Here is a 25,368-nt window from a genome sequence, read left to right as displayed (position 1 = left end):
GCTCATGCCCGCGATGACCAAAACTCAGTCCGCCAGCCCTCGCACGGGGTTGGGGAAGGATTCGGGGGAAGGATCACGCCAGCGTGCGGCCCAACCAAAGCGTAGGTACTCCCGGCGGATCGTGTCGCTGGTCAGGGCTACGGGAACAGCGGCCGTATTAGCCACAGTTAGTTTCGATTGTCCGAACAATTTCCACAGCGTTGGTGTCTTACTCAAAATCTCGTAAAGTGCGGCCAAAAGGAATCAAGACAATTTCCGCCAAACCAACCATTCACGTCATCGCCGGTCCGAACGGTGCCGGCAAAACGACGTTCGCGATGTCGTACCTGCCCGAGTTCGCCGGTTGCCGTGAATTCGTCAACGCCGACCTGATCGCCGCCGGTCTGTCTCCGTTCAATCCCGATTCCCAAGCCGTCGCCGCCGGCCGGTTGATGCTCGGCCGGATCGACGAACTGGCTCGGCGGCGAGAAACGTTCGCGATCGAAACGACTCTTGCTGGTCGCGGGCACGCTCAACGCCTCCGCAAACTCAAAGAGCAATTTGGATACACCATCGAGTTAATCTTTGTCTGGCTACCCACGGCGGATTTTGCTGTCGAGCGAGTGGCCAACCGAGTCCGCCAGGGCGGCCATAACATTCCCGAACCGACCATCCGCCGGCGTTTCGATCAAGGCATCCGAAACTTTGCCGATCACTACTCATCGCTCGCCGATCGCTGGGCGATTCTCGACGCCACTTGGTATCCGAGCGAATCGTCTGTTTCAAGCGAATTGGGGCAAACTGTCTGCTTTCGCGAATCGACCGTCGCTTCAATGAATCAACACACGCCGGCGTTGCTCGCCAATCATACGATTTCGAACGCAAGCGAACCGACCGGCTTCGTCCAGCGACTCGAATCGGCCGCCGACGAAGCAACGAGAACCATCGTTGAAACGGCTCGATCTATTTCAACACCTATTTTGACATGGCGAGACGGCGCAACCGTTCGATTCAATTCCATCACTGAGCGCCGAATACCCGATGACGTCCGCGACGATTGATTTGAATTGATGTAGAGGCTTGCCGAAGCAATTAACAAACAAAACACCCAGCCAACCAACCAAACACCCAACGATCGACCCTTTTCCGTTTCTCCCCTTTGGAAAAGGACGCTGCCCATGCAGGTCGAAATGTGGTCGCTTGATCGAATCAAGCCTTACGAAAACAATCCCCGTATCAATGACGACGCGGTTGCCGACGTCGTGCAAAGCATCAACGAGTTCGGGTTTCGCCAGCCGATCGTTGTCGATACCGCCGGCGTCATCATCGTCGGCCATACCCGGTTTAAAGCCGCCAAAGTTTTGAACCTTGCGGAAGTCCCCGTCCACGTCGCAAAGGACATGGAACCCGAAGCAATTCGTGCCTACCGGATCGCCGACAACCGAACCGGCGAGAATGCACAGTGGGACTACGATCTACTGCCGCTTGAGATTGGTGCGTTGCAAGAATCAGGGTTCGATTGCGAGTTGCTTGGTTTCAATTCGGACGAACTTGCTGCTTTGCTTGAGCCCGGCGTGACGCAAGGTTTGACGGATCCGGATGACATCCCTGAACCGCCCGACGATGCGATCACGCAGCCCGGCGACCTTTGGATCCTCGGCGATCACCGTTTGTTGTGCGGAGACTCGACCAGCGTCGAAGACCTCGATCGGCTTTTGAACGGCGCGAAGATTCAGCTTTGCAATACCGATCCGCCGTACAACGTGAAGGTCGAGCCTCGAAGTAAGAACGCGATCGCAGCCGGCAATAGTTCGTTCGAGGCTGGCAAGGGCAAGTCGAAAGACGGGCCAAAAAAGATGCGAGCGAAGGATCGTCCGCTGGCCAACGACTTCGTTTCCGATGAAGAGTTCGACCGGCTATTGAAAGCCTGGTTCGGCAACATCGCTCGTGTCTTGGAGCCCGGCCGTTGCTTTTATATCTGGGGAGGCTTTTCCAACATCGGAAATTATCCGGGCGTGTTGGCATCAAGCGGGCTGTATTTCTCGCAGGCCATCATCTGGGACAAGATGCACCCAGTGATGACGCGCAAGGATTTCATGGGCGCGCACGAATGGGCGTTCTACGGATGGCGTGAAGGTGCCGGCCACAAGTACTTTGGCCCAAACAACGCGACTGACCTTTGGCACGTCAAGAAGATTCCACCGCAACAGTTGGAACATCTCACTGGCAAGCCGGCGGATCTCGCGGTCAAAGCGATGCAGTATTCGTCACGCAAGGGTGACAACGTGCTCGATCTCTTCGGCGGCAGCGGTTCAACGTTGATCGGCGCGGAGCAGACCGGCCGAAAAGCGTTCTTGATGGAACTCGATCCGCCGTATTGCGACGTGATCGTCGACCGCTACCAACGCTTCACCGGCAACGCTGCCGTTCTCGAACGGACTGGAGAATCGCCCATCCCGATGGGCAAGCGTGAAGAGAACATGCGGTAATGGCTAGAGTTCCTTGCAGGACCAAGCTCCGTCGTCAAAGACATAGACGTATTGAGCCCCACAGTTTTTCGCGAATTCGATTAGCGAATCATGCGTCGGCAGGATCGCTGGCGGGCGAGTGTTGGCGAAACGTTCCGGCGTTCCCGTCTTACGATCAAGGCATCGAAGTTCGCCGCCGGCAATCAGCGTTTCGGCGGCCGTTTGAGTGTTGTGATGTTGCATTAGGGTTTCTCCAGTGTGTTCGGGGTATCCGTCAAAATGTAAGTACGCAGCGTCGTAGAACGAATCTTTTCGGCGGACTGCGATCATGGCTCGTGTGGACATCGTTGTTCCTCAGTTCGTGTTGTCGGCCGGCCGCGAAATCACTGCGACTCGATCCGGTGGAATGGAAAGCATCAGCGACCGGCCGTTGTCCCAATCGACATCGACTTGCGTCCAATCGCTTTGCGGATAAACGCCGGCCACCGTTCCGGTGGTGCCGGCGGGAATCGGATCTGGGTCGTCGGGCATCGAAAGCAACCGCACTCGATCGCCCGCCTTGATGTTGGTTTGCATAGCTGTGTTCCTAGTTGCGAGCGTTGTTGGTTTCGTTGACCAAAGCGGCGACTTCAGAAAGTTGAGCGTTGACCAAGTTCAGTGCTCGGACGTGCGTCCAACGCAGTGCTTTGTTGTCTGGCCGAATCATTCGGTCGAGTTGCAACTCGATGTGTTGCAACAGATCGCGTGAAATCTGGTGGGCGTTGTCATATGCCGCGGCCGGTTCGACCGGTCGCGCGGCCAGCGTTTCAATCTTTGCCATTTCGTTCTTCCCGTTTGTGTTTGAAAAACCGTTCGTACAACGACACATGAGCCATGACTTTGAAAACACATCAAGCAAAGTCCGCAAAACATTTGAAAAGTCTTGGGTGTTTTTCGCCGGCAGCCGTAAGCCCGCGACGTTGCGGCGTGTTTAGCGCGTCATGTGTGGGGCATCGTTACGCCAGTCACGACGAAACGCCCGCACGTTGCAAACGTCGGGCGTTGTCGGCGGCGTTCGGGCTAGAAGCCGAGCGGTACCAAAACGTGGGCGTTCTTGCCCGTGACCGCGAACTCGTCGCCGGCCGTCGTCCGCGCGAAGATCGTGTCTCCGCGGCGGACCACATACTCCACCAAGCCGGTTTCAAAGTTGTTGCCGGCGGTCGACCGCAACTCGTAACCCATGTCGGGTTCCGGCGGTGCGGTTTCTCCTTCGGCCAAGTCGGTGACCTGGCGGACGTCGCAAATGAATTTCATCGCTACGTCCTATGCCCGCGCCGTGAACCGGCCGCGTTCGGTTTTCACAAACCGGCTTTCGTCGCCGCGTTTCATGTCGCGAAGGATGGCGGAGTACAGCGTGGCGTGCGGAGTCTTACCGCCAGGGCTTTCCCACAAACCTTTTTCGACCATCGCGGTAATCATCTCTTGGGCGTTCATCGGTTCAGCCGATTCACCCAAAATCTGCAACGCTGCATTGACGCACGAAAGCTTCTTCTCCCCGGTCGGCATCGCCGTTGCGTCCTTCTTCTTCGAGACTCGTTTGCGAGCACGCGTCTCAGTCGCCGGCGTTTCTGTTTCCGCGGTACTGCCGGACGGTCCGCTCAACCGGCCGGCCGTTCTGATCCGAATCTTCTTTCCGGTGGAAAGATTCGTCGCGTCCCAGCCGCCACTGCGATTCTCCGCGTCGATCCGGACCGTGACCTTTTTGTTGGTGACCTTCGCGAAGTACTCGCCACCGATCTTTACGTCTGTCTTTTTCATCTTCGTCTCTCCGTTTGGGTTTCGTTCGTGGTTGGCTGCCATCGTCAGGCCGCGAGTACCACTCGCGACAACGCCCGATTGCGTTTCGGCTTTCGTCCTTGCGTCTCGAACCGCGATTCCATTCGCGGCGTTTGCCTTTCGGCCGGCGTGTTAGAGGATCGCGCCCAAAACGCTCTCGTCGAACTTTCGCAACAGTTCGCAAAAGATGTAGTGCTCTTCGAGCAGCGGGCCGGCTGGTCCGCCGTTGTCGAGGTCGGCTATCTCAAGAGCCTCGGACAAAGATCCGAGGTTGTCCGAGATGGCGTAGTACGCTTGGCGAATCTCTTGGGCCTTGTGCGGGTCCATGTTTCGGAAGAGCGGACGAAGGGCGTTTGCGCGGGCGGTTTTGGTTTCGTTCATCGGCATGTTTCTGTCTCCGGGGAAAAGGTTTGTTGTTCGCCGTCGTTCGGCGTTAACACACATGAGCCATGCGTTTACAAACAGCTCAAGCGGATTTCGGAAGTAATCCGCAGTCTTTCTCGATGTTTCCAAACACCGCCGAAATTGGCGTTTGTGGGCCGACGAAACAGTTCGGCATGGTTTGCCGAGTGGTTGCGAACGAACGCGGCACGGGCGAACGTCGGCGGCGGTCCAACGAAAAACGGCCGCGCTGGCTGGCGCGGCCGAAGTGTTGCCAATGGAAACCTATTCGCCGGCCGGTGTGACGAAGTCCTTCAATTCCTTGAGCTTCTCGCAGACGTATTGCAGCGAACCGACGTGTTCCCAATTGATCGAATGTTCGTCGTCGGGAGCCGGCATATCCTCGATTGTTTGGTGCATGTCTTCGAGCAACGTCAGCGCCCGGATGTGTGCGGCGGTGTAAGCGTCTTCGACTCGTTGGCGGTTTTTTGGGTTGGCCATGGTTGTGTCTCCGTTTGCGGAAAGGGAAAGAATCGTTTCGGTGACACACATCAGCCATGCGGTTCCGAATCAAACAAGCGAAGTTCGGAAAACGTTTTGAATGTTCTCCGAACTTCTTTTGTTGGACGGCCATTAGCAATCGCGGCAGGTTTCCCATGCCCGCTTGCTGCCGTAGCAAATCTGCCCGCCTTCGACGATGTAGACCATCGCATCTTCGGCAACGTCCTGGTCGTCGAAATATTCGCAGGGGTCTTCTTCGCTCGCCTCGTTCATCTCCGCGCCGCTGGTCACGCCGGCGATACGGTTTTCAAAGGGCCAGTTTTGTTGCGTCATCAAACGCACCTCGGTGTCGTCACCGTGTTGTTCGCGGAAGTCTTCGAGCAACTCGATCAGTTGGGAAATGGTCATGTTTGTGTCTCCGTTTTGGAAAAGAGTGAAAGGTGTTTGGGCTTACTCGGTAGTGACTGGCGAATCGATCGTTGCGACGTTGATCCGCGTGCCATCCACCATCGGGATATAGAAGCCGCCGAAGGTCGGTCGAACGGTGTCGAAAACTTCGCCCCCATTGATTCGGTCGCCTGGTTTGATCTCGTGGGCTTTGCGTTGCGTCATTTGTTTTTCCCTGTGTTTCCGTTGGCTAGAACGTCTTGCGTTAACACACATGAGCCATGCGTTTCGCGGCACAGCAAGTTGATTCCGACAGCAATTTGCAGTCTTTCTCAATGTTTTTTGCGATGCCCCACGAGGCCGACAAACGGGGCAAGTCGCGTTGTCGCAAAAGTCGCCCGCCTACCTTTGACCTTCCGAGAAAACGCGACGTGTGGCGAACGTCGCGGGAAGAAAACGAGAAAACGCCGCGGTCTGGCTCGCGGCGTATCGCTGTTGGAATCCAACCGGCGTTTAAACCGCTTGATCGTATTTGCGGGCGAGGTCGAGAAGCTTCTTTTTGATCGGTTTCCAATCGCAGGTTTGTTCGCCGACCGAAAGTTCGCCGAAGCGTTTGTTGCGAAGGTTGCCCTTGTACCAACCCTTCGTCCAACCGAGTCGGTAGAAGAGCCGATTCAATTCCGTTTCGCCGTGGCCGGCGTCCGGTCGGTCCCAGCAAGATTTGGTGCCGGGTTTCTTTGCGTAGTCCCATCCGCTGCAGCGCCGCGTATTGAGGGCGAGTTCTACCAAGCCCAGAATCATTTGGATGTATCCGATCAATTTCGTTTTGTTGAGCGTTCCAGCGAAGGCCCGAATCTCAATCCGGTTTCGGCCGGCGGCCAAATGTGTCAGGTTGAGAAGGTGGTAGCGGTCTCGTTCGCAGCGTGTCTTCGCGGCGTCTTTGTTGCCGTACGTTTTGATTTGCTTAGCCCATTGGTTTCGTTCGCGGCGTTTGGTGCCGGTCGAAGCGTAGATCGCGCTTTCGTGGTTCGCGATCAGCGAAATCAGGCGGGCCAGGGCCGCGGCGTCGCCGTTCCAGGAAACCGTGATGTGCAGTCCGCAAGATTCGTTGATCCGTGCGCCGCGTTCTTTGATCGCGTCGACCGCGGTTTCGACGTTGGCGAGTCCTTCGTAGCCGCGAAGGACCGGCGAAACAAACTCGCAGGGTTTGCGTCCGGCCGGCGTGCGGATACTTCCGTCGCGTTCTGCTTTCCAACCCGAGGGCAGCCAGGCAACCGGCAAGCCGTTGTGGTATCCGCCGATCGGCGTGGTGTCGGTGCCGGGCATGTGGGTTTCGATTTCGATACCGAAGGCGATGTTGTTTGCGTGCATGGTTGGGTCTCCGTAAGGCGTGTGAATTCGTTTGTTGAATGCACATGAAGCCATGCGTTTCGGAACACCTCAACTCAGTTCCGGCAGTAATGTTTCAGTAATCGCCAGCTTTCTTTTTACCCCCACACGCCGCCAGTTTTGGCCCCATGTCGCCGGCACGAACATGCGGCCGACCATGCCAAACAAGCGAGCTTTCGCGACAGTCGTCGTCGTGTGCGGCGTGTCGCGATCCCTACTAACGAGTCCGTCATGGAAGACAAGCCAATCCAGATCGACATCAAGAGAATGCCGGTCGATCGACTATCAAGTTTGTTGAGCAATGCGTATCGACAACGCGTGCCAATCGAGCAAATTCAAGCCGACATCGATGCCGGCGCGCCGACTAATGCCGACGGGACTGTGAACGTCGTCGACTACACCGCATGGCTCTTGCAGGAGAAGCACCGTGGCGATTGATGTCCTGAAAATGAAGCCGAGCGAGTGCTGCCGAACGCTAAATAGCACTTCCCTCGGAACGGTCATCAACGACCGCCAGCTCTATCGCTATCGAACCGAAGCGGGCATCCGCATTGGTGACGGAACGCACGTGAACCTTTTACAGTTCAATGCGTGGCTCATCGAAAAGCGACATAAGCCAAAGCCGCCGGCCGACGAAGATCCGTATGCGAAGGTCAAAGAGAAGGCACGCGCCCGCAATGCTGCGGTTGCACTCGCCGGTCGAGACATCGGCGACCTTCCGATGATTGAAGATCCGGATCGAAAAGCTAATGCTACGGGCAGCTTCCAGTACTTTTGCGAGACCTATTTCAAATTGACCTTCCATCTGTTGTGGTCCCCTGACCATTTGAAGGTCATGCGAAAGATCGAAGAGGCAGTTGTTCGCGGTGGTCTATTCTCGCTTGCAATGGCACGTGGAAGCGGCAAGAGTTCGCTCGCGGAGGTCGCGTGCATCTGGGCAGTGCTCAATGGCTACCGCGATTTCGTTTGTTTGATCGGAAGCGACGAAGGCCACGCCTGCGACATGCTTGATTCGATCAAAACGGAACTCGATGCCAACGAACTGCTCCTGGCCGACTATCCCGAGGTTTGCTTTCCGATTCAATCGCTCGATGGGATCGCAAACCGCGCCAACGGGCAGCTCTATCAAGGTAAGCGGACGCAAATAGGTTGGACGGCGAAAGAGGTCGTCTTGCCAACGATTGCCGGCAGCAAAGCGAGCGGCGCGATCATCAAAGTTGCCGGTCTCACCGGACGAATCCGAGGGATGAAGTTTAAACGTCCTGACGGCCGAACGGTCCGGCCCTCGTTGGTCGTCCTCGATGATCCTCAAACGGATGAATCTGCACGTTCGCTCTCGCAATGTGCAAATCGCGAAGCGATTCTTGCCGGCGCGGTGCTGGGACTCGCAGGCCCAGGCAGGAAGATCTCTGGCATCATGCCATGCACCGTGATTCGTCCAGGCGACATGGCCGACAGCATCCTCGATCGTGATCGCCACCCAGAATGGAATGGTGAACGCACGCGAATGGTCAACTCTTTCCCGACCAACGAAACGCTATGGGAACGCTATGCCGAAATTCGTGCCGAGGGATTGCGTGCTGGAGATGGTGGAGAGGCTGGCACTGAGTTCTATCGCGAAAACAAAGCGGCGATGGACGAGGGAGCGGACGTTTCGTGGAAAGAACGCTTTAATCATGACGAGCTCTCGGCGATTCAACACGCAATGAATCTGAAATTGCAGGACGAAGCCGCATTTTTCGCCGAGTATCAGAACGAACCACTTCCCGTAGAAACAGTTGATGCCGATCAATTGACCGCCGATCAGGTGGCTGGCAAGTTCAATAATATGCCGCGTCGAACTGTTCCGATCGCTGGCAATCATCTCACGACATTTATCGACGTCCAAGGCAAGTTGCTGTTCTACGTTGTCGCCGCTTGGGAAGACGATTTCACAGGATACGTTGTTGACTATGGAACGTACCCCGATCAACAACGCCCGTATTTCACGCTTCGCGATGCGCGGCACACGCTGGCGTCTGCGTCGGATGGAACGGGGCTCGAGGGAAGCATCTATGCCGGTCTCGATTCGTTGACCACAGATTTGCTTGGCCGTGAATGGTTACGCGACGATGGAGCCGCGATGAAGATTGGTCGGTGTTTGATCGACGCGAACTGGGGACACTCGACAAACGTCGTTTATCAATTTTGCCGACAGAGTCCACATGCCTCGATACTGCTTCCGTCTCATGGACGTTTTGTTGGCGCGTCCTCCAATCCATTCAGCGAATACAAACGCCGCCCCGGAGATCGCGTTGGACTCAATTGGCGTGTGCCAAGCGTCCACGGCAAGCGAGCGATCCGCCACATCATCTACGACACAAACTGGTGGAAGTCCTTCACTCACGCCCGACTGGCTGTCGCAATGGGCGATAGAGGATGCCTTTCTGTCTTCGGTGATCGCTTGGAACAACACCGTATGTTCGCCGAGCAAGTCACTGCTGAGTATTTCATCAAAACCGAGGGGCGCGGCCGAACAGTCGACGAGTGGAAAGCCCGCCCAGAGCAGCCCGACAATCACTGGCTCGATTGCTTGGTTGGCACCGCCGTCGGTGCGTCGATGCAAGGTGCATTGTTGTTTGGAACGGATATCGAACGTATGCCAACCACGAAACGAATCAGCTTCAAGGAGATGCAGCACCGAAAACGAAGCTGATTGCGAACTATTTCTTAAAAAATATCTCGTAGCGTCGCCGTTTTGCTTCAAAAGTCGGAAGGTCTACTAACAGTGAGACATTGCATCACTCAATGTGGAATCAAGTTTTGGCAGACAACCTCGAAGACGAGATTCGTGAGAACGCTGCTGGGCCTGCGAAGGCTTCGGGCGACGCCGGTTCCGTTGAGCAGCACAAGCTGACGGAGCAAATTGCTGCAGATAAGCATCTCGCTGGCAAGGACGCCGTTAGCAAACCCAATCGTGGTTTGCGTTTCAACAAGATCGTTCCACCCTCAGCTGGTTGATCTTTCTTTTTGGTTTACGAAGTACAGTAGGGCTGCCGGGGACGGCAATAGGATTACAACACGGATGTTGAAACGTTTGTCAGGGATTATCGAGCAAGCATGGCGCGGCGGAGCTTCTCACTCTTCATCCGCACCGGGACGCTCGCCCCGGCAGCCCTTCTTCTCGCGGCTTCGTGCGAGGTACGACGCCGCGAATACGACGCTCGACAACATGAAGCATTGGTCGCGAGCCGATGGTTTGTCGTCCGCCGCCGCGAATAGTCCTGATGTTCGGCGAACGCTTCGCAATCGGTCACGATACGAGGTTGCCAACAATAGTTACGCTCGCGGGATCACGCTGACGCTGGCGAATGACGTTGTTGGTACTGGGCCGCGACTGCAAATGCTGACGCCGGATGATGCTGCAAATCGTTTCGTTGAAGCGGAATTCTTTGCTTGGGCGGAAGCGGTCGGCTTGGCGGAAAAGCTGCGAACGATGCGGCTTGCCCGCGTTTCGGACGGTGAATCGTTTGGTTTGCTGACCAGCAACGAACGCATCGACGCGACAGTGAAACTGGATTTGCGGTTGATCGAAGCCGACCAAGTGGCCTCACCGACGCTGGTTGCGGATCGCTCTCGTTACCTTGACGGCATTCAGTTTGATGCTGACGGAAACCCGCTCAGCTACGACGTGCTGCGTGAACATCCTGGCGATGTGACGTTCACGATCGACGAAGAGTTCGACACGGTGCCGGCCGCCGCGGTGCTGCACTACTTCCGCTGCGATCGTCCAGGTCAGATTCGCGGTATTCCCGATATCACGCCGGCGTTGCCTCTATTTGCACAACTTCGTCGGTTCACGCTCGCGGTGCTCGCTGCTGCTGAAACTGCGGCCGACTTCGCCGGCATCCTCTACACCGACGCGCCGGCCAATGGCGAAGCGGACGCTGCGGAGCCATTCGAGCCAATCGAACTTGAGAAGCGAATGCTGCTCACGATGCCCGGTGGTTGGAAGATGGCTCAAATGAGGTCAGAGCAACCATCGACCACGTATGCGGAGTTCAAGAAAGAGATACTCAACGAGATCGCTCGTTGTTTGAACATGCCATTCAACGTCGCCGCTGGAAATTCTAGCGGTTACAACTATGCCAGTGGGCGACTCGACCACCAAACCTACTTCAAGTCGATCCGTGTTGAGCAAACCCAGCTTGCTCGCGTCGTTCTGGATCGCATTTTGATTGCTTGGCTTCGCGAAGCCATTCTCATCGAGGGCTATCTGCCCAATTCGCTTCGCACGCTCGATTCAACGTTCGAGCACCAATGGTTCTGGGACGGACATGAGCATGTCGATCCCGCCAAAGAAGCCAACGCCCAAAAGATCCGTCTCTCGAATCATACGACGACTCTGGCCATCGAATTTGCGCGGCAGGGGCGTGATTGGGAGACGGAACTCAAACAGCGTGCCAAAGAAGTGTCGCTGATGCGTGAGCTTGGTCTGTCGGCCAGCGATGAAACTCAACCCCAAACCTCAACCAAGGTCACGGAAGACAATGCCGAAGACACAGCACGCGCCGCTTGAAGCCGACGCCGAATCCGTTCCCAGTTCGTTGCGAATCGTTTGTGATGATGCGGCGACGATTACGCTCGCCGCGGCCGAAACGCCGGAAGAAGGCAAGCCGTCGCTTCGCAAGTTCTCGATGACCGCATATACCGGCGGCGCGATGCGGCTTGGCGGTTGGCCTTATCCGGTTGTCGTTGACTTGGCTGGCATGCGAGTGACTCGCAAGTCGCGTCCGATTCTGAAAGACCACGATCGGGGAAGCATTGTCGGACACACCGACGACATTGCGATCACCTACAAATCGCTCGAAGTCGCCGGCGTGATCTCAGGGGTTGGTGCGACGGCTCAGGAAGTGATCGCGACCAGTGAGAACGGTTTTCCCTGGCAAGCCTCGCTGGGTGCGAGTGCCGACAAGGTTGTTTTCATCCCTGAAGGCAAAACGGCAAACGCCAACGGACGCGAGTTCAAAGGGCCAGTCTATGTGGCTCGCAAGTCAACGCTGGGCGAGGTTTCGTTCGTTGCCTTGGGTGCTGACGACGATACCGAGGCTCGCGTCGCTGCCGGCAACTACGCCGAGGGCGATGATCCCAGCGACACGGATGAAGATACCGACGACCTCGAACCCGTCAATGCGAGTTTGAACATGAGCACGAAGCCAAAGACGCAATCCAAACCTGCGGATTCTCCTGTCGCTGAAATGCGAGCCGAGGCCGCCCGCGAATCTCGTCGTATCGCCGGCATTCGCAAGGTGTGTGACAACAAACATGCGTCGATCGAAGCCGATGCAATCGAACAAGGATGGAGCGTCACGAAAACGGAGTTGACTGTGTTGCGAAGTGAACGACCAAAGGCTCCTGAATCGGGAACGTCGAAACCTGGATTCACTCGTGCAGTGCTCGAAGCCGCGGCATGTTTGTCGGTCGGTATCGACGAAAAGACACTGCTGGCCAGCTACGGTGAACGCACTTTGAACCAGGCGGATCCGATGCGACACATCGGTTTGAAAGAACTGGTCGCAGAGTGCGCTCGCATGGAAGGGATCGACGTTCCGCGTGTCTTTGGTGACGGAACCGCGACGATCCGTGCCGGGTTCTCGACGATGAGTTTGCCGAGCATCCTCGAAAACGTGATGAACAAGACGCTTTTGGCGGCTTACACCAACACGCCGATCGCTGCCTTTGATCTCTGTAGCGTCGGCACCGTGTCGGACTTCAAGGAAGTCTCGCGTTACCGTTTGCTCGGTACCGGCGGCTTTGAACAAGTCGCTCCCGATGGCGAACTGAAGCACGGAAAGTTGTCCGAGCAGAAGTATAGCAACAAGGCCGACACCTATGGTCAAATCTTGATGCTGACTTGACAGGACATCATCAACGATGACCTGTCGGCATTCATGGACATCCCGCGTCAAATGGGGCGATCGGGTGCCGAGTCGATCGACGATCTGTTCTTCACCTTGTTGCTCAAGAACGCTGGCTTCTTCACTGGCGGCAATGGCAACTTGTTGTCCGGAACCGACACGAAGTTCGGTCCCGACAGTTTGACGGTTGCCAAGACGACGTTCCGCAAGCAGAAGGCTGGTCCTGGCAACAAGCCGAAGGATCAAAAGCCGATCAACATTCGGCCCGAATACTTGGTCGTTCCAGTCGAGCTGGAAACCGAAGCGGAACTGTTGATGGGTTCGGCTCAGTTGATGATCGACGCCCAGGGTTCGCCGACCAAGATCCCAGTCGACAACCCACACCGCAACAAGTACCGCGTCATCAGCACGCCGCATTTGTCGGACTCGTACTACACCGGCGCGAGTGGCAAGGCTTGGTATTTGTTCGCCAACCCGAGCATCCTTCCCGCGTTCGAGATCGTGTTCCTCAATGGTCGCCGCACTCCGGTGATCGAACGAGTCGAAATGCCACCGAACATGCTCGGCATGGGTTTCCGCTCCTTCATCGACTTCGGTGTGAACTCGCAAGATCATCGTGCCGCCGTGAAGGTCACCGGTGAAGCGTGATCCCCGTTTAACTTTCTCGCTCAAAACTCAAGTCTCAAACCTCAGGTCTAACAATCCATGTCCGCAGCAGATTTCGTTCAAGAGGGAGCGGCCGTTGACTACACGCCCGACGCCGATCTCCCCGCCGGTAGTGTCGTCGTGCAAGGCGAACTGGTCGGCATCACCAAGCACGACATCAAAGCCAATGTGCTCGGCGCAATCAGCGTCGAAGGTGTCTTTGATGTTGCCAAAGATCCCGCGATCTCGGTTTCGGCCGGTGCCAAGGTTTACTGGGACGCGACCGCTGGCCAATCGGTCACGACTGCGACCGGCAACAAGTTGCTCGGCAAAGCCGTGCTTTCCGCCGGCACCAACACACCCACCGTCCGTGTTCGACTAAGTCAATAAGGATGGTTATGGCGTCGATCAGCCAAGTAACGGCCGACCGGGCCAAGGCGATCGAACGTCTGGTGTTTGCCGAAGATCGCAAGACGAGCCAGTGGCTTCGAGCATCGCCGTTCGCAACGTGCTTCTGCATTGCCGTCGCCTCGACCGAAGCGACATGGCGTGTGCAAGCGTTGCTTCCCGACGAAGAAGTCGTCCAGCTCGGTTACTACGTTCGCTCGTCCACAACGGGCAGCAAACTTTTCAATCCGTCGAAACCGTTGTACCTGAAGTCGGAAGTGATGTGCGGACTGCCTATTCGCTTCGTTTCGACCGTCGAACAAATCAATCCGATCCTCTGGGTCATTTTTTAGAGTTAAGGAGCACTCACTGCATGAACGCAACATTGCGAGCCATCATCGCCGCGTGCGTCCTGTGTCTAGCAAGCGGCTGTTTGCCCGAGCAACCTGTTCAGGTGCGACCGCTCCCGGCCCCCGCGCCGGAGCAACCCGCCGCGAACTTGCCCAACAAATTGCATCAACGCAATTGGACTGGCAGGCTCAATCAGGGCAGCTGCGTTCACGCTTCGCTCGTCAATCACTTGCGTTGGCTGAACGAGTATGAACTCGGGGAACGCTGGCGTGCCACTTACAGCGACGGCGAATGGGACTCGCGATTGCGAAGCCGACTCGACGCTGCCGACATCGACTACAGCTACACCGTCAAAGCCGATCCGCGATTCCTCGATTGGGCGACTGCGACTCGGCGCGGAGCGATTCTGTGGTGGAAACCAGCCCACTGTTGCACCTTCGTCGGCTGGGTCAATCGCGACGGCCGGCAATACGCGGCGATTCTCGACAACAACTATCCCGGCCGGTTTGAATTCACGCCACGCGAACAATTCGTTCGCCTTTGGGCTGGCTATGGCGGATTCGCACTCACGGTCCTCGACGACCCGGCCAGCTCCTTGCCCTATCGAAGTTATGAGGTGATTCAATGAACGATGGAATTCGGATTCGATTGAGCGTGGGTCTGGTCACGCTGGCAATCATCCACGCGCTGTTGCTTGGTGGAGTGTTCACGGCATTGCGACCATGTCCGACCACGCAACCGGAAGACGACACATGGAATGTACCCAATGCCGTTTCGCCCGCTCCACGCGTTGGCAGGATCGAGAAGTTTGACGAGCCCCAGTCAGTGAATCTAAGTGCTCAAGGCGAAATCAAACAGCAGTCAGTTTCGATCTGCCCGACATGCGAACCGACGACGATTTATTCGCCGGCAATCGCACCTCAACCTTCATTGCCGATTGCTGCACCCCAGCCTCAGCCAACGACGAAGAAGTATCAAATTGCTTTGTTCATCGGCGGTGATTCCAAGAGCAAGCAACTGCTTGATTGGTTTAATCGCGACCCGAAGTTATACAAGCTGCGAAACGACTGTGATTTCCAAGTCTACACGTCTGGCAATTCACTCTATCAAACCAGGTTCGCGAGCATCGTCCCTGTCGAACAGTTTCCCGTCGTGCTGTTTCAAGACAACACTGGCGGACACGTTCACGCCGCGGGCCGAGCCATGCTGCCCGCCACTGCGGCCGAACTCTACGCCGATCTTCGCCAGGGATACCAACTCTATCAACAGACTCGGCAGGCCCAGAAAACCGGCGCACTGAAAACGCGAGGCTATTCGTGGGACGACGCGATCTCCCCAAAATTGCAACTCAACTCCGAGGATTGTCCTGACGGTTACTGTCCCGTTGAGCCATCCGACAATTGGCGGCCGTTCGATCGCGACCGAGATCGTGACAGTCCTCGCGATCTGTTGTTCGACAGGGCAAACGAAACTCGTAATGCCTTGCTTTGGGCATCGGCAGGCGAACTGGCAACGATCGCGATGATCGTGTTGGCCGTCTTTCTACTCGGATTCATTCTCATCAAGCGAGGCATGTGAACCAATGACGTTACTAACCGGAATCGCAACCGTGGTTGTGCTGCTGTTGATCGCCGTCGCCTTGTTGCCGTCGAAGAAACGCGACAAGGATGGTGCTCAATCAGCCAGCGTAATCAATCCGTTCCATTCGCCCCCGCAGCCAGTCAATCTGCGTGAGCAGCAATTGCAGGAGGAATCCGAAGCGATCGCCAGCGAGTATCAACGCCGATCGAACGAAGCGTGGCTAGACGAGTTGAGCGACAAGGCATCGACGCTCTTAAAAGCCCCAGCGAAACCCGCGGCACGCAAATCGTGACCGACATGCTGCACCGTGGGCAGTCTTGGTTAGCGGAGAAACTGACCAAGCATGCCTCGCGAGACGTGGTGTATCAGCGTGACGATGTCTCCGTCGAGTTATCCGCCACAATTGGCAAATCGGAGTACGAACAGGACGACGGCGACGGCGTCATCACTCGTGCTCAAGTCCGCGACTTTCTGATTAACACGAAAGACTTGCTGCAATCCGCCATCGGCACCTGGCCTCGCCGCGGCGATCGCATCCTGGAAACCGATGGCGACACGACATTCGTTTACGAACTGATGTCAATCGGCAACGAACCGCCGTGGCGATACAGCGATCCCTTCCGCGTCAAACTCCGCATTCACACCAAACTGGTTGACACGATCACATGACAGCAACGCCCGCAACCGTCATTCAGATTGCCGAAAGCGTCGTCGCGGAAATCAACGCCGGCGACTTCAGCAAGACAAACCTTTCGGCCCAGCGCCTCTACGTTCCCAACTTCGATCTCGAAGACATGAAGGAACTGCGAGTCACCGTGGTGCCTCGCGAGGTTGAGTACTTGCCGCTCGATCGAGCATCGAACAAGTATCACGCAACCATCGACGTCGCAGTTCAGAAGAAGTTCAGCAAGGGCGATGCCAAGGAAATTGACCCATTGGTGTTCTTCGTCGAGGAACTGGCCGATTACTTCCGGCTCAAACGACTCAATTCGTTCGTTGCAGCCCGCTGCGTCAAGGTCGAGAATTCAGTCCTGTACTCTTCTGAGCATTGGACCCAGTTCAATCAATTCACGAGTCTGCTGACATTGACGTTTGAGCTCGCAAAATGATGCACATCAGGGCTCGCGTGCAATTCACACCGGGCCAACTGAAAAAGAAGGTCAACCAAGCGACTTTCAAAAGCATGAATCATGCCGCCGGCACCATCCGAATGACGGCAAAACGATCCATACGCAAACGCAAAAAACCATCCAACCCAGGATCGCCGCCCAGTTCGCCGACCGGAATGCTGCGTCGTGTGCTTCGCTACGAAGTCAATCGCGATCGCGGCGAAGCAATCATTGGCCCGGTCAACGAGATCGCTGGCCGACTGTGGAACCTCCATGAATTCGGTGGCGTTGTCACCAAACGACGCAAGCTGAAGCGACATCGGTTTCGTGTCGGTGAGTTTGGGCCGATCCGTGCGAAGCAACCTGGGAAGTTTGCCCGCATCAAACTGCTCACCATCGCCCAAGCTAGCCGAGCCACACGACTGATCGAACAAGAAAACGAGCGCCGCGGTGCCAGCAAACCACGCCGCTATCCCGCACGACCGTTCATGAAACCTGCCCTCATTGCCAACCAAGCTCGCCTCCCAAAGTTCTGGCGTGACTCGGTGAAATAGTCTCTCGACCACGGATGGAATCGAAACATGTCAGCAGAAGTCAAACTCGGTCTCGATGCCGTCCTGACGATCGATGGTGCCGAGATCACGAACGTCAAGGACCTGACGGTCAATCTCGAAAAGGCCGAAGCCGACGCAAGCACGCGTGCAAACAACGGCTGGCGAGCCACAGTCGGTACGTTGAAAGACGCGTCGATCGAGTTCACCGTATTGAACAAGAACGGTGACACCTCATTCGCGATGCTGCAAGGACTTTGGAGCAGTGGCACGCCCTGTGACGTTGGCATCACGGATGCCGGCGGCTCGCTGACGCTCACCTGTGAGGTCATGAACTTCAATGTCAATCAAAACCTTGAAGAAGTCGTTTCCGCTGACGTCACTTTGAAACCCACACAATCGTCAACCGGCGGCGGTATGAACGTCGGCGGCGGCACTCCATAATCATCCTCCGAACGGAATCGCAAGCTTATGCAGAAATTCATTGATCGCCGCGGTCGCGTTTGGATCGTCGACATCGACAACACGACACTGCGCCGCGTAAAAGCACTCACCGACGTGCGATTGCTCGACGCGATCGACGGAGATTTGGTCACGCGACTTTCCAGCGATCCGTTGCTGCTGGGAGATGTGTTGTTCGCGATCTGCAAACCACAAGCCGACCAACAGGACGTTGACGACGAAGCGTTCGCCGAGGGTCTAGCGGGTGACTCGATCGACGAAGCGTGCAAGGCACTGGTGGATGCGTTGGTCGCTTACTTCCCGGAGTCCCGTCGCCGTCTTCTGCGGAAGGCGGCCGACAAACAGAAGATGATCGAGACGCGGGGCTTGGCAGCGATCGAGAAACGGCTGGACGATCCGAATCTGGTGGACCGGATTGTGGAGGACCTGGAACGCAAGCTCGCAGTGCCGACATCGAGCGACTCATCATCCGACTCGCCGGCATCATCGGAGTCGACCCCGGACCACTGACGCTAAGGCAACTCGTCCAGATGGCCGAAGCGAAACGCCAACACGACTGGCACATTGCCAGCAGCGTGATGGCACTGACGGCCGAGATCAATCGCGATCGCAAACGTCGACGAAAACCGTTCAAACCGGATGACTTCAATCCCTACACGGTCACTCGTTCTGTTCCGGTGAAAGCCACTGTTGAACAGGTCGCCCATCTGCTCGGCGCAGTATTTCACCCTTCACCCGTCTCACTTCAAACTTCTGACACATGTCCCAAGTCCGAGCCGGATCCGCCTACGTCGAACTGCTGACCAAGGATTCCGCGTTCGTAAAAGGTCTGCGGTCCGCTCAGAAGCGGTTGGAATCGTTCGGTGCTTCAACGCGTTTGCTCGGCACCAAACTTATGGGACTCGGCGTGGCCGCGGCCACACCACTGGCCGGCAGTGTCGCGATCTTCTCCAACTTCGACGATGCCATGCGTGGCGTCGCTGCGATCACGCAGGCAACGGGATCGCAGCTTGAGTCGCTTCGCAACACGGCAAAGCACCTCGGAGCAACCACCAGTTACTCCGCGAGCGAAGTCGCGTCATTGATGACCGAACTCGGTCGCGCCGGATTCAAACCGGACCAGATCGAGAAGATGACAGCCGCCGTGATGAACATGGCCCGCGCCACCGGTACCGATGCCACACAGGCCTCCGGCATCATGGCAGCCACTATTCGCCAGTTCGGGATGGAAGCCGGCGAAGCGACGCGAGTGGCCGACGGCCTGACCGCTGCAGCCAACAAGTCGTTCAACACGGTGGAATCTCTCGGCGAGGCCTTGTCTTACGCCGGCCCCGTCGCCGCCGATGCCAACATGAGCCTCGAAGAGACGCTCGCGATCCTTGGTACGCTCGGCAATATGGGCATCCAAGGATCGTCGGCCGGTAACGCGATGCGCCGCCTTCTGACGATCAGTGCGGCCGAAAGCGAGAAATTCAAGACCACGTTCGGCGTCACGACCAAGGATGCCAAGGGCAACGCCCGATCGCTCGTTGACATCCTTGGCGAAGTCGCCGCTGCGACCGAGAAAATGGGAACGGCCGACAAGGCTGAGAAATTGAACGAGGTGTTCGGACTGCTCGGCATCACCGCGGCCAGCTCGATCGGCAAGAGCGTGGCCGATACCCGCGAGTTGTATGCCGAGCTTCAAAAGGCCGGCGGCATCGCCGGCAAGACTGCTGAGGAAATGGAAGGCGGACTCGGCGGAGCGTTCCGAATCCTGAAGTCTTCCATCGAGGGAGTCGCGATCGCCATTGGTGAATCGCTGGAAGGCAGCGTCACCACGATGGTGCAAGCCTTCAGTCGCGCCGCGTCCGGCTTGATCGAGTGGATCAACAAGAACCAGAAGATCGTCAAGATTGCCGCTACGAGTGCGATCGCGATCTTCACGATCGGCGCGGCATTATTCGCTCTCGGTTCGTTCGCCGCTGTTGCATCATTCGCGGTTGGCGGCCTTGCAACGATCTTCTCATTCATCGGCGGTGCAATCGGCGTCATCGTCTCGGCGGTCGGACTGCTTTTCACCCCGCTTGGCCTTGTTGTCGCAGCGGTCGCCGCGCTCGGTGGATACTTTCTATATTCGACTGGTATCGCCGGCCAGGCGGTCGAGTATCTCAAAGGTCTATTTGAAACACTCAAAGCCGACACGCTCGCCGCATTCGGTGCGATTGCCAATGCACTCGCCGCTGGTGACATCACTGCGGCCACCGATGTGTTGTGGACGTATTTGAAACTCCAGTGGGTCAAAGGCACGACCTACATCAAAGGCGTCTGGGCGGACTTCACTCAGTATATCTCTGACGTGTGGGCCGACTCCGCCTACGCGATCGGGGATGTTCTGATTGGTGCCTTGTCTGGGCTGGCTGGCGTTTGGAACAGTACGCTCGGCTTTATGGCGGACGGTTGGACGATCCTCACGTCCGCCGTACAGAAAGGTTGGAACAACACAATTGGGTTTCTCAAGAAAGGATTCCTCAAACTTCACGAACTCGTTGACATTGCGGGCGACGTGTCGGTACAGATCGGCGGAGTGCTCATCAACGCATTGGCCGGCGTCGAGAACGCTTGGGTTGAAACCGTCGATTACCTTGCCGACACATGGACCGTGTTCGTTGGTCAAGTGAAGTCGATGTGGAACTCGACCGTGGGGTTCCTCAAAAAGGCGTGGATCAAACTCAAAGCTCTGTTCGACGACGACATCAACGTCGATGTCGAAATGGCGAAGATCGACGCTGACACTCGAGCGGCCGATGCCGCTGAAGAGCAACAACGGCAACAAGCGATCATCGAGCGTCAGCGCCGCCGATCCAAACGAAAGGAGCAGATCGAGGCCAACCGGGTTGAGATGCAGAAAGGCATCGCTTCACAACTCGAGGCACGCCGCAAGGCTCGCGAAGGTACGGACATCGACGCCGACATGCGGGCGATCGACGACGAGACCGATGCGAAGAATGCAGTTGTCGACCAATCCAAGGAACAACAGTTCAGCGAAAACGATGCGGCGCAGTCGAATCGTCAACAAATCATCGACGACACGACCGTCGGAGTGCAACGCACGCTCGATCAGATGCGAGCGGAAGCGAAAGCGGCGCGCGAAGCAGGTCGGCCAACCGCTGAAGATCGCGATAAGGAACGAGACGAGCAAATCGCAACCGCACAGGCCGAGTTCGATGCTGCGGTGGAACGAGCCAACAATGCAACTGCGCCCTCGGACGCGGAGCCGAAACCTGAAGACGCTGCCCCGCCGGAACCACCAGTCGCTCCGCCCAAGATGCCTGAGCCCGGCGCAGTCGATATCCCCAAGGTCGATCTCCCCGGAATCGACGATCCCGAGTTGCAACCGCCCAATGCGAAAGATCTGCGTCTCGAGCTGAACCCTGACGCGCAAGCGGCGATGGACCAGTTCGCAAACGGTCCCGAAACTGATCGAACCGAAGTCGCCGGCAATTTTGATGCGAGGGGATTGGGGCTCGGCAGTGGAGCGTCGACGATTCCGCAACAAGCTCCTGAACCGCTCAAAATACTTGATCCAATTGCGGCACAGAATGATCCCATCGAAGTCATTGTCGCGCCACAATTGAAGCTGCAGCCCGAACAACCTGACGAACCAAAACCGCTCGACGATCCAGGAAACGACGTAGCCGACATTGTTGTCAATGCTCCGAACGTCGAGGTCGTGGCGGAGGACGCACCGATCGTGCCGGCACCGGATGTCGTCGTGAATGCTGCGAGCGATCCGATTATCGCCTCGCCGAATGTTCAGTCACCTGACGTCAACGTTCCTGCGTTGGACACGCCCGATGTCACCTTGCCACGGATCGCTGTACCAGACGTCAGTTCGCCCTCGGTCGCGATCCGCAATCAACCGATCAACATCGAGTCGCCGGCGCAAGGCCCGCCGAATGTCTCGGTGCAAAGCGATTCGCAATCGTTCGAGCCGCTAGTCGTTCAGGAAAGCGATGCGACGGTCGACTTACCAGAAGCTAGCGGTCAGTCTGAGCCGCTGTATTTGGACAGTTCGACTGATCTCGAAACCTCGCCGACATTGGATGTTGCCGCGATCACCGAAGCGTTCGCTTCCGTTGGCCGATCCCTAGCAGCCTTTGACTCCGCGATCGCCAATAGCACGTCGCAGTTGCAACTGCCGGCGATGTCAGGTGGCGAATTCAGCGAGGACATGAAACGGGCAATCATTCAAACCGCTGAGAACACTCGACGCCTTGTTGAGCGTTCGCAGTCGGGAGGGATGGTGTTTAGCTGATGTCAATCTCCTCTGGTGGATACACATTCGAGGTCGCGGCTCTCACCGAAAAGGCGTCGCGTGGGAAATCGCACTCCGATTTCACTTCTTACGTCGCGACGAATGGCGGGGCTGTTGATCCGGCTGCTGCTTCGAGTGCTCTGTATCAATACTACAAGGCAAATCACAAGGAATTGATCCCGTATCTGCAAATCGACTCGGAGTTCATCAACCAGAAGCACGCTCTGGTCAGCGTAACGATCAACAAAGCCAAGCTCGATCCGGTTTCGTTCAGTACGACCGGAGCGACAACCCATCTGAATCAATCGCTACAGACTCGGGGCATCTACTCCGCGCCGGGAATCGCAGCCCCCGTCTATCACGGAGCGATCGGAGTCAGTGATTCTGGAGTTTCCGGCGTCGACATCACGGTCCCCGCGTTTGAGTTCTCGGTTCGTAAGAAGTTTGAGTTCGTTTCAACGGGCTATCTGCTTGCGATGGTCTCGATGACCGGCCGAGTGAACTCGTCACCGTGGTCGATCTTCGCTCCCGGCGAAGCGTTGTTTCTCGGAGGCGAGGGTGGCGAGGACGAGCAGAACTGGGTCGACGTGACCTACCACTTCGCCGCTCGACCGAACGAGTTCTCGATGACGGTTGGAAACATCACCGGGATCAGCAAGCAGGGTTGGGACTACTTGTGGGTCAAACACGGCGAGAAGGTGGTCGGAGACCGTGTGCTGCAAGTTCCTGAGGCAGCGTACGTCGAACAGGTCTATCACGGAGGAAACTTCAACGTGTTGGGGATCAGTTAATGACCCGACGCGTGAAACCAGGCGATCAGTTTGCGATCACCGCCGCTGAATACAACCGATTGCTTGTTGCTGCCGAAGCCGCGCATCGCAACCGACTGCCGGGCGGCGGTGGCCCTCGCACGCATTTGCGAAACGCCGCAACCGTTCGCGTTCATAACCTGTCGGCAAACACAGTTCCGATCGGCGGAATTGTCGGCTTCGAGTCACCGCTGACCGATCCGACCGTCGGCCCAATGGAACTGGCCCGCTTCGTTCGCGATGCGACAATTGAGTGCGTGCGTCCGACAGAAGACGATCACACAGGTCGCGTTGGGGTCGCCATCGAACCGATCGCGGAAGACAAGGTCGGCCGCGTGGTGTTCGATGGCGTCGTGGCCGCGCGAGTCAACGTCGTCAAAACTTGGCACAAGTTTGCAGACGTTGGCGAATCGGCCGGTGACACGCTGCAATCGAAACCAGATGGATCGGCACAGATTCTGTGGCGACGCGACCTCAACCAACTCGGTGACCAATGGGCAGTCGTTCGGGTCGGCCGACCCGCTGATCCGGTTTACCTTGTCGAGGTTCCGATTGGTGGGATCGCTGGCCGCCGAGGGATGCGGACGGGTAGCGCGGACTGCGACCTTCATCACATCGACAAAGCCGGCGAGATCGAAGCGGTTACGGATCCGGCTGGCGACACAGTACGAATTACCGCTCGGAATCATTCGGCACAGCGTATTCGCGGTCCGATCGCTGATTCGCCGAAACAATACTTGGAAGTGCAGTTCGACGGCCAGCGATCCTGGGTGATCGACCCGCCAAAACAAACGCTTCTATGCAAGCCATCGAAACGAATCAAAGCAAAGTCATGGGGAACGGCTCGCGAGCTACGTTTTGATGGCGGATGGAAACCGATTGGCCCTGCCGTCTCGGTTTACAACGTGTGCGATTACGCGTTGCTGGCCAGCCAACAGATCGTCTGCCATTTCCACGAAGACACGTCGGCGTACTTGACGATCGGTTGCCGCTGCTGCGATGGCAGCAGCAGTTCGAGCAGTTCATCAAGCTCCAGCAGTTCGTCGAGTTCAGGTTCCAGCAGCAGTTCTAGTAGCGATTCATCGTCCAGCAGTTCTTCGTCGTCGCCCTCGTCATCTTCATCCTCGTCATCGGGTAGCCCATCAAGTAGCAGTGGCTCGTCGAGTAGTTCGAGCATGAGCGGTTCAAGCTCATCGAGCATGTCGTCGAGTTCCAGCAGTTCCCCGTCGTCATCCAGCAGCAGTTCCTCTGGTTCTAGTTCGTCGAGTAGCGGGTCGTCTTCCTCGTCGTCCGGCAGCCCATCGTCCTCATCAAGCAGTGGTTCGTCATCGAGCAGCAGTTCCGGCAGTTCGTCATCGTCATCGAAGTCATCATCAAGTAGCGATTCATCCTCCAACTCCTCGTCATCCGACAGTAGCGGTTCTTCTCTTAGTTCGTCCGCATCCAGCAGCAGCGATTCAAGCGACAGTTCAACGTCCTCATCAAGCAGCGTCAGCAGTAGTCAATCGAGCGATTCCTCGGACAGCAGCGATTCGAGCAAATCGACAAGTCTGCCGAGCGTAAGCAGTTCATCCAGTTCCGACGGTTCCTCGTCTTCATCGAGCGGTTCGTCAGGCAGTTCGTCGAATTCTCAGTCAAGCGATTCATCCAACAGCGAGTCGAGCACATCGAAGAGTCTACCGAGCATCAGTGGTTCATCCAGTTCTGACGGTTCCTCGTCGGCATCGAGTGATTCGTCGGACAGCTCGTCAAACTCACAATCGAGCGATTCATCCAACAGTGACTCGAGTACATCGACCAGTCTGCCCAGCCTCAGCGGATCATCAAGCTCCGCAGGATCGTCGTCCGCATCGAGTGATTCGTCAGACAGTTCGTCCGATTCCCAGTCCAGCGACTCATCGACAAGCGAATCGAGCGATTCCAGTACGTCGATCAGCCTGCCAAGCGTGTCCGCGTCCAGTTTGTCGGCGAGTGATTCGTCGTCGAGCAACTCACAATCGAGCGATTCCGGTTCGTCGAGCGATTCGTCCACCTCGCAATCAAGCGAATCAACCAGCACGCCGTCCGTCAGCAGTTCGCAGTCATCGGCGTCCGAGAGTGAATCATCAACCAGCGAATCATCGACTTCAGAATCGAGCCAGTCCGAATCGAGCACATCCGAAAGTGAATCACGAAGCGAGTCAGACTCGGAGAGCGTGCCCTCGTTTAGTTGGAATTCGTCAACGAGTAGCGAAAGCGATTCCGTATCAAGTGAGTCCGCATCGGAATCCCAGTCGCAATCCGACTCGACGTCGCCATCAGCCAGCGAATCGGGAAGCGAATCCCAAAGTGAATCAAGCATCGACCGCAGTTCGGACTC

At 56.8% G+C, this 25,368-nt stretch carries 33 protein-coding genes and 1 other RNA gene; 20 read left to right on the top strand and 14 right to left on the bottom strand.

Annotated features, from left to right (window positions below):
* Positions 1-227 precede the first annotated feature (227 nt).
* On the top strand, positions 228-1,040 hold the full coding sequence (locus Poly51_RS17820; RefSeq protein WP_222435884.1) for an AAA family ATPase: 813 nt from the start codon (positions 228-230) through the stop codon (positions 1,038-1,040).
* 117 nt (positions 1,041-1,157) lie between these two features.
* Positions 1,158-2,468, top strand: a complete 1,311-nt coding sequence (locus Poly51_RS17815; protein WP_146459100.1) for a DNA modification methylase — start codon at positions 1,158-1,160, stop codon at positions 2,466-2,468.
* 3 nt (positions 2,469-2,471) lie between these two features.
* Here the strand turns inward: Poly51_RS17815 and Poly51_RS17810 are convergent, their stop codons facing one another.
* From Poly51_RS17810 to Poly51_RS17765, 11 genes are all read right to left on the bottom strand, one after another.
* Entirely contained in the window at positions 2,472-2,792 is a 321-nt protein-coding gene (locus Poly51_RS17810; protein ID WP_146459099.1) for a hypothetical protein, read from the bottom strand.
* Positions 2,793-2,801: 9 nt separating this feature from the next.
* Positions 2,802-3,023: a DUF4314 domain-containing protein gene (locus Poly51_RS17805; protein ID WP_146459098.1), complete on the bottom strand. Its 222-nt coding sequence runs from the start codon at positions 3,021-3,023 to the stop codon at positions 2,802-2,804.
* 10 nt (positions 3,024-3,033) lie between these two features.
* Positions 3,034-3,267: a hypothetical protein gene (locus Poly51_RS17800; protein ID WP_146459097.1), complete on the bottom strand. Its 234-nt coding sequence runs from the start codon at positions 3,265-3,267 to the stop codon at positions 3,034-3,036.
* A gap of 239 nt (positions 3,268-3,506) precedes the next feature.
* A complete protein-coding gene (locus Poly51_RS17795; RefSeq protein ID WP_146459096.1) occupies positions 3,507-3,740 on the bottom strand; it encodes a hypothetical protein in 234 nt (77 codons plus the stop codon).
* Positions 3,741-3,749: 9 nt separating this feature from the next.
* Positions 3,750-4,244: a winged helix-turn-helix domain-containing protein gene (locus tag Poly51_RS17790; protein WP_186775633.1), complete on the bottom strand. Its 495-nt coding sequence runs from the start codon at positions 4,242-4,244 to the stop codon at positions 3,750-3,752.
* A 29-nt stretch (positions 4,245-4,273) separates the two neighbouring features.
* Positions 4,274-4,335: hammerhead ribozyme type II (locus Poly51_RS17785), an RNA gene on the bottom strand.
* 59 nt (positions 4,336-4,394) lie between these two features.
* Positions 4,395-4,643 (bottom strand): hypothetical protein, encoded by a 249-nt coding sequence (locus Poly51_RS17780; RefSeq protein WP_222435883.1) that lies wholly within the window; start codon positions 4,641-4,643, stop codon positions 4,395-4,397.
* Between the two features lie 285 nt (positions 4,644-4,928).
* Positions 4,929-5,144 carry a hypothetical protein gene (locus Poly51_RS17775; RefSeq protein ID WP_146459093.1) on the bottom strand — a complete coding sequence of 72 codons (216 nt, stop codon included), beginning with the start codon at positions 5,142-5,144 and terminating at the stop codon, positions 4,929-4,931.
* 132 nt (positions 5,145-5,276) lie between these two features.
* The gene (locus tag Poly51_RS17770; protein WP_146459092.1) at positions 5,277-5,552 is read right to left on the bottom strand and encodes a hypothetical protein; all 276 of its coding nucleotides are present in this window, start codon (positions 5,550-5,552) and stop codon (positions 5,277-5,279) included.
* 42 nt (positions 5,553-5,594) lie between these two features.
* Complete coding sequence (locus tag Poly51_RS30530; RefSeq protein WP_186775632.1) at positions 5,595-5,756, bottom strand: hypothetical protein; 162 nt, start codon at positions 5,754-5,756, stop codon at positions 5,595-5,597.
* A gap of 288 nt (positions 5,757-6,044) precedes the next feature.
* Positions 6,045-6,902 (bottom strand): amidoligase family protein, encoded by an 858-nt coding sequence (locus tag Poly51_RS17765; protein ID WP_186775631.1) that lies wholly within the window; start codon positions 6,900-6,902, stop codon positions 6,045-6,047.
* Between the two features lie 249 nt (positions 6,903-7,151).
* Between Poly51_RS17765 and Poly51_RS17760 the strand changes: the two genes are divergently transcribed.
* The 18 genes from Poly51_RS17760 (at position 7,152) to Poly51_RS17675 (ending at position 22,991) form a co-directional block, all read left to right on the top strand.
* On the top strand, positions 7,152-7,358 hold the full coding sequence (locus Poly51_RS17760; protein ID WP_146459090.1) for a hypothetical protein: 207 nt from the start codon (positions 7,152-7,154) through the stop codon (positions 7,356-7,358).
* Entirely contained in the window at positions 7,348-9,615 is a 2,268-nt protein-coding gene (locus Poly51_RS17755; protein ID WP_146459089.1) for a terminase gpA endonuclease subunit, read from the top strand. The genes Poly51_RS17760 and Poly51_RS17755 overlap by 11 nt, the downstream gene beginning before the upstream one ends.
* A gap of 107 nt (positions 9,616-9,722) precedes the next feature.
* Complete coding sequence (locus Poly51_RS17750) at positions 9,723-9,920, top strand: hypothetical protein (RefSeq protein ID WP_146459221.1); 198 nt, start codon at positions 9,723-9,725, stop codon at positions 9,918-9,920.
* A gap of 64 nt (positions 9,921-9,984) precedes the next feature.
* Entirely contained in the window at positions 9,985-11,478 is a 1,494-nt protein-coding gene (locus Poly51_RS17745) for a phage portal protein (RefSeq protein ID WP_146459088.1), read from the top strand.
* The gene (locus tag Poly51_RS17740) at positions 11,450-12,817 is read left to right on the top strand and encodes a hypothetical protein (RefSeq protein WP_146459087.1); all 1,368 of its coding nucleotides are present in this window, start codon (positions 11,450-11,452) and stop codon (positions 12,815-12,817) included. The genes Poly51_RS17745 and Poly51_RS17740 overlap by 29 nt, the downstream gene beginning before the upstream one ends.
* A 6-nt stretch (positions 12,818-12,823) precedes the next feature.
* Entirely contained in the window at positions 12,824-13,465 is a 642-nt protein-coding gene (locus Poly51_RS17735; RefSeq protein ID WP_449314219.1) for a phage major capsid protein, read from the top strand.
* Between the two features lie 57 nt (positions 13,466-13,522).
* On the top strand, positions 13,523-13,852 hold the full coding sequence (locus Poly51_RS17730; protein ID WP_146459085.1) for a DUF2190 family protein: 330 nt from the start codon (positions 13,523-13,525) through the stop codon (positions 13,850-13,852).
* A 2-nt stretch (positions 13,853-13,854) separates the two neighbouring features.
* Entirely contained in the window at positions 13,855-14,202 is a 348-nt protein-coding gene (locus Poly51_RS17725; RefSeq protein WP_146459084.1) for a hypothetical protein, read from the top strand.
* A 20-nt stretch (positions 14,203-14,222) separates the two neighbouring features.
* Positions 14,223-14,828: a hypothetical protein gene (locus Poly51_RS17720; protein WP_146459083.1), complete on the top strand. Its 606-nt coding sequence runs from the start codon at positions 14,223-14,225 to the stop codon at positions 14,826-14,828.
* Positions 14,825-15,778, top strand: coding sequence for a hypothetical protein (locus tag Poly51_RS17715; RefSeq protein ID WP_146459082.1), 954 nt, complete (start codon positions 14,825-14,827; stop codon positions 15,776-15,778). The genes Poly51_RS17720 and Poly51_RS17715 overlap by 4 nt, the downstream gene beginning before the upstream one ends.
* A gap of 4 nt (positions 15,779-15,782) precedes the next feature.
* Positions 15,783-16,073, top strand: a complete 291-nt coding sequence (locus tag Poly51_RS17710) for a hypothetical protein (protein WP_146459081.1) — start codon at positions 15,783-15,785, stop codon at positions 16,071-16,073.
* A complete protein-coding gene (locus tag Poly51_RS17705; RefSeq protein WP_186775630.1) occupies positions 15,998-16,450 on the top strand; it encodes a hypothetical protein in 453 nt (150 codons plus the stop codon). Before Poly51_RS17710 ends, Poly51_RS17705 begins: the two co-directional genes overlap by 76 nt.
* A complete protein-coding gene (locus Poly51_RS17700; protein ID WP_146406574.1) occupies positions 16,447-16,890 on the top strand; it encodes a hypothetical protein in 444 nt (147 codons plus the stop codon). Before Poly51_RS17705 ends, Poly51_RS17700 begins: the two co-directional genes overlap by 4 nt.
* Positions 16,887-17,444: a hypothetical protein gene (locus Poly51_RS17695; RefSeq protein ID WP_146459079.1), complete on the top strand. Its 558-nt coding sequence runs from the start codon at positions 16,887-16,889 to the stop codon at positions 17,442-17,444. Before Poly51_RS17700 ends, Poly51_RS17695 begins: the two co-directional genes overlap by 4 nt.
* Positions 17,445-17,471: 27 nt before the next feature.
* Positions 17,472-17,885 (top strand): hypothetical protein, encoded by a 414-nt coding sequence (locus Poly51_RS17690; RefSeq protein ID WP_146459078.1) that lies wholly within the window; start codon positions 17,472-17,474, stop codon positions 17,883-17,885.
* Between the two features lie 27 nt (positions 17,886-17,912).
* The gene (locus Poly51_RS17685) at positions 17,913-18,413 is read left to right on the top strand and encodes a hypothetical protein (RefSeq protein ID WP_146459077.1); all 501 of its coding nucleotides are present in this window, start codon (positions 17,913-17,915) and stop codon (positions 18,411-18,413) included.
* Between the two features lie 250 nt (positions 18,414-18,663).
* Positions 18,664-22,200 (top strand): phage tail tape measure protein, encoded by a 3,537-nt coding sequence (locus tag Poly51_RS17680; protein WP_146459076.1) that lies wholly within the window; start codon positions 18,664-18,666, stop codon positions 22,198-22,200.
* On the top strand, positions 22,200-22,991 hold the full coding sequence (locus Poly51_RS17675; RefSeq protein WP_146459075.1) for a hypothetical protein: 792 nt from the start codon (positions 22,200-22,202) through the stop codon (positions 22,989-22,991). The genes Poly51_RS17680 and Poly51_RS17675 overlap by 1 nt, the downstream gene beginning before the upstream one ends.
* A gap of 203 nt (positions 22,992-23,194) precedes the next feature.
* On the opposite strand, the gene Poly51_RS17670 is transcribed toward Poly51_RS17675, so the two are convergent.
* The 3 genes from Poly51_RS17670 to Poly51_RS17660 form a co-directional block, all read right to left on the bottom strand.
* Positions 23,195-23,800, bottom strand: a complete 606-nt coding sequence (locus Poly51_RS17670; protein ID WP_146459074.1) for a hypothetical protein — start codon at positions 23,798-23,800, stop codon at positions 23,195-23,197.
* Positions 23,801-23,922: 122 nt separating this feature from the next.
* The gene (locus Poly51_RS17665) at positions 23,923-24,405 is read right to left on the bottom strand and encodes a hypothetical protein (protein WP_146459073.1); all 483 of its coding nucleotides are present in this window, start codon (positions 24,403-24,405) and stop codon (positions 23,923-23,925) included.
* A gap of 234 nt (positions 24,406-24,639) precedes the next feature.
* Positions 24,640-25,350, bottom strand: a complete 711-nt coding sequence (locus tag Poly51_RS17660; protein WP_146459072.1) for a hypothetical protein — start codon at positions 25,348-25,350, stop codon at positions 24,640-24,642.
* Positions 25,351-25,368: the final 18 nt, after the last annotated feature.

It is taken from the genome of Rubripirellula tenax (genome assembly GCF_007860125.1).
In the GTDB taxonomy this organism is placed as follows: Bacteria; Planctomycetota; Planctomycetia; order Pirellulales; family Pirellulaceae; genus Rubripirellula; species Rubripirellula tenax.
Note: the sequence above shows the minus strand (reverse complement) of the source record. Positions and strands in the feature narration are given on the sequence as shown.